General features: G+C 77.0%; 7 protein-coding genes. 4 read left to right on the forward strand and 3 right to left on the reverse strand.

Features of this window, described 5'->3' with window-relative positions; genetic code table 11:
- Positions 1-14 precede the first annotated feature (14 nt).
- On the reverse strand, positions 15-182 hold the full coding sequence (locus tag VGB14_08515) for a hypothetical protein (GenBank protein ID HEX9992954.1): 168 nt from the start codon (positions 180-182) through the stop codon (positions 15-17).
- 189 nt (positions 183-371) lie between these two features.
- Here VGB14_08515 and VGB14_08520 point away from each other — a divergent pair, with 189 nt between their 5' ends.
- Positions 372-905 (forward strand): rRNA adenine N-6-methyltransferase family protein, encoded by a 534-nt coding sequence (locus VGB14_08520; GenBank protein HEX9992955.1) that lies wholly within the window; start codon positions 372-374, stop codon positions 903-905.
- On the opposite strand, the gene VGB14_08525 is transcribed toward VGB14_08520, so the two are convergent.
- Entirely contained in the window at positions 883-1,803 is a 921-nt protein-coding gene (locus VGB14_08525) for a sulfotransferase domain-containing protein (protein HEX9992956.1), read from the reverse strand. The two genes, VGB14_08520 and VGB14_08525, sit on opposite strands and share 23 nt — an antisense overlap.
- Before the next feature lie 23 nt (positions 1,804-1,826).
- Here VGB14_08525 and VGB14_08530 point away from each other — a divergent pair, with 23 nt between their 5' ends.
- Positions 1,827-2,438 carry a hypothetical protein gene (locus VGB14_08530; GenBank protein ID HEX9992957.1) on the forward strand — a complete coding sequence of 204 codons (612 nt, stop codon included), beginning with the start codon at positions 1,827-1,829 and terminating at the stop codon, positions 2,436-2,438.
- Positions 2,439-2,443: 5 nt separating this feature from the next.
- Here VGB14_08530 and VGB14_08535 read toward each other — a convergent pair whose 3' ends face one another.
- Positions 2,444-4,735 carry a PAS domain S-box protein gene (locus tag VGB14_08535; GenBank protein ID HEX9992958.1) on the reverse strand — a complete coding sequence of 764 codons (2,292 nt, stop codon included), beginning with the start codon at positions 4,733-4,735 and terminating at the stop codon, positions 2,444-2,446.
- 75 nt (positions 4,736-4,810) lie between these two features.
- Between VGB14_08535 and VGB14_08540 the strand changes: the two genes are divergently transcribed.
- Together VGB14_08540 and VGB14_08545 are read left to right on the forward strand one after the other, a co-directional pair.
- The gene (locus tag VGB14_08540) at positions 4,811-5,740 is read left to right on the forward strand and encodes a response regulator (GenBank protein ID HEX9992959.1); all 930 of its coding nucleotides are present in this window, start codon (positions 4,811-4,813) and stop codon (positions 5,738-5,740) included.
- A 120-nt stretch (positions 5,741-5,860) separates the two neighbouring features.
- A partial coding sequence (locus VGB14_08545) for a protein kinase (protein ID HEX9992960.1) occupies positions 5,861-7,344 on the forward strand: 1,484 nt, incomplete at its 3' end.

Below are 7,344 nucleotides of genomic sequence, written 5' to 3' on the forward strand. Positions count from 1 at the left end.
CCCTCCCTCGGGGTCTAGGCGGCCGGGGCCTCGCGGCGCCGGCCGGTGGGGTACGAGTGGTCGTGGCCGCAGGGGCAGCGCAGCACGACGACGATGCCGTCCGCCGTGTTGCGCACGGCGACGACGCGGCGCTCCGACAGCAGGTGCGGCCGGCCGGAGCGGGGGCAGCGAGCGTGGAACATGGGTGCTCCTCGGGTCAGCGCGGCGTGGTCGGCCGGCGGTGGTGGTGGACGACGGTCGCCGTCCCGAGCACGAAGATGGCCGACGGCCCTGACCGGGCGCTGACCCCCCGCTGACCCGGAAATCCGGTTGCGCCGGCCGCCGCCGGAGCGTGGACTGGCCGCCGATGGGCGTCGTGATGGTCATCCGCCGTGGCCGCCGCACCGAGGTGGTGGGGGTGGCACGAGCTCGACCCGCGGTGGGCCGAGCGCCTCGTCGCTGACGCCGGGGTCGGCCCCGGCGCGGTCGTCGTCGACGTGGGCGCGGGCACCGGCGCCATCACCGCGCCGCTCGTCGCCGCCGGCGCCCGGGTGGTGGCCGTCGAGGTCCACCCCGGACGGGCCCGGCACCTGAGGCAGCGCTTCGGCGACGCCGTCGTCGTTGTGGCGGCCGACGCCGCCGACCTGCGCCTCCCCCGCCGGCCCTTCCACGTCGTCGCCAACCCGCCGTTCGCCGTGACGACGGCCCTGCTCCGCCGCCTCCTCCAGCCCGGCTCCCGCCTGGTCGGCGCGGTCGTCGTCCTCCCCGCCCCGGCCGCCCGCCGGTGGGCCGGGCCCGGCGCGCCGGGCGCCGGCCGGTGGGCCCGCGACTACGAGGTGGCGCTCGGCCCGGCCGTGCCCCGCTCGGCCTTCCGGCCGCCCCCGCCGGCCGGCGCCCGGGTGCTCACGATCCGCCGCCGGCGGTGACCGGCGGCCCGTCCCGGTGGAGCCAGGCCAGCAGGTCGGGCGGCGCCAGCGCCGCCGTCCTGGCCCGGTAGCCGTCCAGCTCGGCCTCGGTGAGCAGCTCGCGGCCGGCGCCCGACCGCCCCCGCCGGAAGAACGCGGCGCGGTCCTTCAGCACGCCGGCCGGGTCGGGGGCCAGCTCCGCCGCCCGCTCCCGCATCCGCTCGAACCGGGCCGCGTCCACCAGCACCGGCCAGCGGTCGCCGGGCACGTCGATCCCGAGGCGCCCGGCCAGCCGGCGCATCTCGCCGTCGAGGTCGGCCACCAGGTCGTCGTAGTGGACGAGCGAGACGTTCGGCCGGTGGCGGCGGGCCCACGCGTCGGACAGGTGGCGGAGCACGCCGGGCAGGGAGTCGAGCTCGGCGACCGGGTCGGCGTCCTCGTGCACCCAGGCGAGCAGCCAGTCGCGCAGCGGCGGCCGGGGACGGCGGGCCGCCGGCGCCGGCTGGCCGGTCAGCTCGGCCATGCGCTCGCGGTCGAGGTTGTCGCCCTGGTGGTAGAGCGACACGGCCGAGTCGAGCGGGTGGCGGGCGACGACGACGTAGTGGGCCCGCGGGTCGAGGGGGACGCCGTCGAGGGGGGTATGGGTCTTGACGACCCGCCGGTGGTCCTGCGCCTCGAGGCCGGCCAGCACCTCGTCGAGCGGCACGGCCAGCCAGTCGAGCCACGGCGACAGCCGCCCGAGGGGGGCGGGCAGCCCGGGGGTGCCGAGGACGAGGAGGGCGCAGATCATCTGCACCCAGGTCGTGCCGCTCTTGGACCGGGTGCTGATGACGACGTCGCCGTCGCGGAAGCGGAACCCGGCCCAGCGGGCGCTGTCCTCGTCCGGGGACCGGTAGCGCACGAGCTCGCCGTCGGCCACGGCCGGACCGTAACGTGCCGCCCGTGCGAGGGGCGCGAGGGGCGGGCGCGGCGTTCTCGCGCCACGGGGGGCTGGCCGGCGCCATGGCCGCCGTCGTCGTCGGCTTCCTGGCCTACGGGCTGGCGACCGGCGCCGACCTGGCCGTCCCCTACGCCGTCATCGTGGTCGCCGGGGCGGTGTTCGTCGCCGCCGTCGAGCCGCCCGGCGGGTTCAGCCGGGTCGTGCTCGCCGGGCTGGCCCTCTGGGCGGTCGGCCACCTCGCCGGCGGCAGCGTCGGCATCGGCGACGACCGCACGCTCTACAACGCCGTGCTCCCCGGCGGGCTGCACTTCGACAACGCCGTGCACTTCGTCGGCTTCGGCACGTCCGGCCTGGCCTGGTGGGAGGCGACCAGGCCGTGGCTGCCGGCGGCGACCGGCCACCCGGCGGGCGTGTGGGCCGCGGTGTGGCTGGCGGGCATGGGCGTCGGCGCCCTCAACGAGGTGCTCGAGTTCGTCGTCACCCTGCTCGTCGAGGACACCAACGTCGGCGGCTACCGCAACACCGGCCGGGACCTGATCGCCAACCTCCTCGGCGCCGCCGTCGCCGGCGCCATCGCCTCGGCCCGCCACCGGCGCGCCCCGGCGGGCGCCTGACCGGGTCAGCGGGCGGCGGGGAGGCGCACGACGAAGGCGCCCCGGCCGTCGTCGTCGCGCTCGTACCAGGCGTCGCCCTGCTGGGCCCTGGCCAGCTCGCGGACGATGAACAGCCCGAGCCCCGTCCCCGAGCCGGCCCGCGGCCGGCCCCTGGCGAACTTGTCGAAGAGGCGGGGGACGAGCTCGTCGGGCACGCCCGGGCCGGCGTCGCGGACCCGCACCTCGACGGCGTCGCCGGCCCGGCGGGCCGCGACCTCGACGGGCGGGGCGCCGTGCCGGAAGCCGTTGGTGACGAGGTTGCCGACCACCTGGGCCAGCCGCGTGCGGTCGGCCCGCACGACGACCGACTCGTCGCAGTCGACCACCACCGGCCCGGCCTCGGCCGCGGCGTCGCCGGCCACGTCGGACAGGAGGGACCGCAACGGCACGTCCTCGACGTGCAGGTCGAACGACCCCGCCTCGAGGCGCGACGCGGTCAGCAGGTCGCCGAGCAGGCGCCGGATCCGCTCGCCGCCCCGCACGATGCTCTGGAGGGTGTCGGCCCGCTCGTCGGCGTCGAGGTCGTCCCAGTGCTCGAGGAGCAGGTCGGCCCCGCCGGTCATCGCCGCCACCGGGCTCTGGAGCTCGTGGGCCGTCACGGCGACGAACTCGGCGGTCTTGTCGGCCGCCGTCTGGAGCTGGCGGTTGGCGTCGGCCAGCTCCGCCGCGGCCCGCTCGCGGGCCTGGGCGGCGGCCCGCCGGTCGGTGACGTCCCGCGTCACCTTGGCGAACCCGGCCAGCTCGCCGCCGGCGTCGAACAGCGCCGTGATGACGACGTTGGCCCAGAAGCGGGTGCCGTCCTTGCGGACCCGCCAGCCCTCCTCCTCGTAGCGCCCCTCCCGCACGGCGATCTCGAGCTCGTGCTCGGGGTGGCGGGCGGCCTGCACCTCGGGCGGGTAGAAGTTCCGGAAGTGGCGGCCGATGATCTCGTCGTCGGCGTAGCCCTTCATGCGCTCGGCGCCGCGGTTCCACGTCGTCACGTAGCCGTCTCGGTCGAGCATGAAGATGGCGTAGTCCTGCACGCCCTCGACGAGCAGCCGGAAGCGCTCCTCGCTGGCCCGCAGGGCGGACTCGGCCATGGCCCGCTCGGTCACGTCCCTCGTCACCTTGCCGAACCCGGCGAGGCGCCCGTCGCCGTCGAACAGGGCGGTGATGACGACGTTGGCCCAGAAGCGGGTGCCGTCCTTGCGGACCCGCCAGCCCTCCTCCTCGTAGCGCCCCTCCCGCACGGCGATCTCGAGCTCGCGCTCCGGGTGGCGGGCGGCCTGCACCTCGGGCGGGTAGAAGTTCCGGAAGTGCCGGCCGATGATCTCGTCGGCCCGGTAGCCCTTCATGCGCTCGGCGCCGAGGTTCCAGGTGCTCACCCGGCCCTCCGGGTCGAGCATGAAGATGGCGTAGTCCTGCACCCCCTCGACGAGCAGCCGGAACCGCTCCTCGCTGACCCGCAGCTGCTCGACCGCCTGGCGCCGCCCGGTGACGTCCTCGGTCTGGGCGAACAGGTACATCGGCCGGCCGGCCGAGTCCCTCACGGCGCCGATGGTCGAGTGGGCCCAGCGGTCGCCGCCGGGGAGGACGTGGTCGAGCGCGGCGGCGGCCGCCTCGCCGGCGGCGACCGCGGCGACGATCCGGTCGACGTCCTCGTGGTCGTCCGGCGCGAGGACGTCGGCATACGGGCGGCCGACGAAGGCCTCCTCGTCACCGCCGAGGAGGTCGGCGAGCGCCGGGTTGACCCGGACGATCGTGCCCGAGAGGGTGAGGGTGGACATGCCGATGGTGGCCTGGTCGAACACCGTCCGGAACCGCTCGAGGTGCTCGGCCATGACCGCCTCTGGCTCGGGCCCGGCAGTGGGGTCGCCGGCCGTCGGCCGCCGCGGCGCGCCGCCGACGCCGAGCACGGCCAGCAGTCGGCCGGGGAGGTCGCGGATCGGCGCCGCCTTGTCGACGAAGTCGGCGGCGCCGAGGTCCCGGGCACGGCGCTCGAGGGCCGAGCCGGCGAACCCCGTGAGCATCACGACCTTGGCCCCCGGCGCGGCCTGGCGGACGGCAGGGAGGGCGTCGAGCCCGTCGCGCCCCGGCATCGAGGCGTCGAGCAGCACGAGGTCGGGCTGGTGCTCGGCGGCGAGGGCGACGGCCTCGGCCCCCGACCCGCCCTCGCCCACGACCGTGAACCGGCGGCTCAGCCGCAGCTGGCGGCCGACCACGGCCCGGACGTCGACGGCGTCGTCGACCAGCACCACGTCGTAGCGGCCGTCGCGCACCGACGCGAGGGTACCGACGGGCGGCGGGGCCCATGGTCGTTGGCCGCACGCTCGCGGAGGGTACGGTGCCGCTCCGTGGGCGTCACCGTGGTCCTGGTCGACGACATCGCCGAGCTGCGGGCCATCGTCCGCCGCGCGCTCCGCCTCCGCGGCGGGTTCGACGTGGTGGCCGAGGTCGGCGACGGCGCGAGCGCCATCGCCGCGGCGCGGGACCACCGGCCCGACATCGTCGTGCTCGACCTCGGCCTGCCCGACCTGGCCGGCCACGAGGTGCTGACCGGCGTGCGGGCCGCGTCGCCCGGCACCCAGGTCGTCGTCTACACCGGGTCGGTCACCCACGACCGCTTCGACATGCTCCGCCAGGTCGCCGGGTTCGTCCGCAAGGACGAGGACATCCGCTACCTGGTCGACCTGCTCGAGGACCTCGGCCGCCGCTACCACCGCCAGGCCGCCATCCGCGTCCGCCGGGACCTCGGCGACGTCGCCGTCGCCCGCCGGTTCGTCGCCGACCACTGCCGGGTGTGGGGGTGCGAGGACATCGTCCACGACGCCGAGCTGGTCGTCACCGAGCTGGTCACCAACGCGCTGGTCCACGCCCAGACCCGGTGCGAGGTGCGGGTGCGCCGGCGGGACCGGTTCCTGCGGATCGAGGTCATGGACGAGGGCGACGGCACGCCCGACCTCCTCGCCGCCGGCGAGCACGCCGAGCACGGGCGCGGCCTCGTGCTCGTGTCCGCCGTCGGCAGCGCCTGGGGGGTCGAGGCCCGCCCACCGGCCGGGAAGATGGTCTGGGTCGAGCTGTTCACGGCGAGCGACCCGCCCGGCGCCGAGGAGGAGGGCGGCACCTCGGCCTCGACCGGCGAGCGCCGGATCCGCCCGGCGGGCGGCGACGCCCCCGGCGGTGGCCCGGTCGGCGGCACGCCGCCCGGCGGCCGGGGCGGCGTCGCCCGCCGCCTGCCCCGCCGCGTCGACGGCGCGCGCACGGTCGTCGCCCGCCGCGCCTGACCGTCCCGGCGCCGCCCGGGCCCGGGGGGCGCCCTCACCGGGGCGCGCGCTCGGCGCGTCCCTTACGATGGCCCGGCACCGACGGTGAGGGCGGCACGAGGAACGGGGGCGTCTCGGGGGATGCTGCTCGACCGGGAGCTCGTGTACGAGGCCCTGCCCGCGTACCGCCTGGGCCGGGAGCTCGGACGCGGCGGCTTCGGCGTGGTGTTCGAGGGCCGGCACCGCCGGCTCGACCGCGACGTCGCCGTCAAGATCCTCCCGCGCGCCTTCGGCGCCGACCCCTCCGTCCGCCGCCGCTTCCTGGCCGAGGCCCGCGTGGTCGCCTCCTTCGACCACCCCCACATCGTCAGGGTCTACGACTTCGTCGAGCACGAGGGCATCTGCGCGCTGGTGATGGAGCGGCTGGCCACCGACGACGTCGGCCAGCGGGCGGCGGCCGGCTCGCTCGGCGTGGAGGGCGTGGTCGCCGTCGGGATCGCCGTCGCCGACGCGCTCGCCTTCGCCCACGAACGGGAGGTGTTCCACCGCGACGTCAAGCCGGAGAACGTCCTGTTCACCGTCGACGGGGTGCCGAAGATCACCGACTTCGGCCTGGCCAAGGTGCTCGCCTCGCGCTCGGCGATGACGGCCAGCAACCACCTGCTCGGCAGCCCCGCGTACATGGCGCCGGAGGTGATCCGGGGGGACGAGCCCGGTCCGGCGTCGGACCTCTACTCGCTCGGCGTGATGCTCTACGAGCTGCTCGTCGGCCGCCTGCCCTTCGCCACGTCGGTGAACCCGGCGAGCGTGCTGTACCGCCACGTCCACGAGCCGGCGCCGTCGATCCCCGGCGCCCTGGCCGTGCCCGAGCTGGTCGCCACGGAAGTGATCCAGGCCCTCGCCAAGTCGCCCGGGGACCGCCACGCGTCCGCCGCCGCCATGTGCCGGGCCCTCCTCGTCGCCGGCGACCGCTCGTTCGGCCCTGACTGGCTCGACACCTGCCCGGTGCGGGTCGCCCGCCCGTCGGCGAGCGGCCCGGTCGCCGCCGCCGTCCCGCTCCGCCGGGACCGGGCCGGGCCGCCGACCAACCTCCCCGCCCAGGTGACGAGCTTCGTCGGCCGCGACGAGGACCTCGCCGCCGTCGAGGAGGCCATGGGGCGGGCCAGGATCGTGACCCTCACCGGGGTGGGCGGCGTGGGCAAGACCCGCCTCGCCGTCGAGGCCGCCTCGCGGCTGGCGCCCCGCCACGACGACGGCACCTGGCTCGTCGAGCTCGTCGGCGTGGCCGAGCCCGAGGCCGTGCCCGACGCGGTGGCGTCCGTCCTCGGCGTCGGCCACCGCCAGGGCGAGCCGATCATGGCCACCCTGGTCGACTACCTCCGCGGCCGGGTGGTGCTGCTCGTCCTCGACAACTGCGAGCACCTCGTCGACGCGTGCGCGGCGCTGGTCGACGCCGTCGTCCACGCCGCGCCGGCCGTGACCGTCCTGGCCACGAGCCAGCGGCCCCTCGGCCTCGTCGGCGAGCGCCTGGTCGTCGTGCCGCCCCTCGACCTGCCGACCGACGACGCCGACGCGGCCGCCGTCGCCGAGGCGCCGTCGGTGCGCCTGTTCGTCGAGCGGGCCGG

The sequence above is a fragment of the Acidimicrobiales bacterium genome (assembly GCA_036399815.1).
Lineage (GTDB): Bacteria > Actinomycetota > Acidimicrobiia > Acidimicrobiales > DASWMK01 > DASWMK01.

What these genes read in the sequence shown, in the direction of transcription:
- VGB14_08515 (HEX9992954.1), bottom strand. Translation starts at nt 182, where the DNA reads ATGTTCCACGCTCGCTGCCCCCGCTCCGGCCGGCCGCACCTGCTGTCG.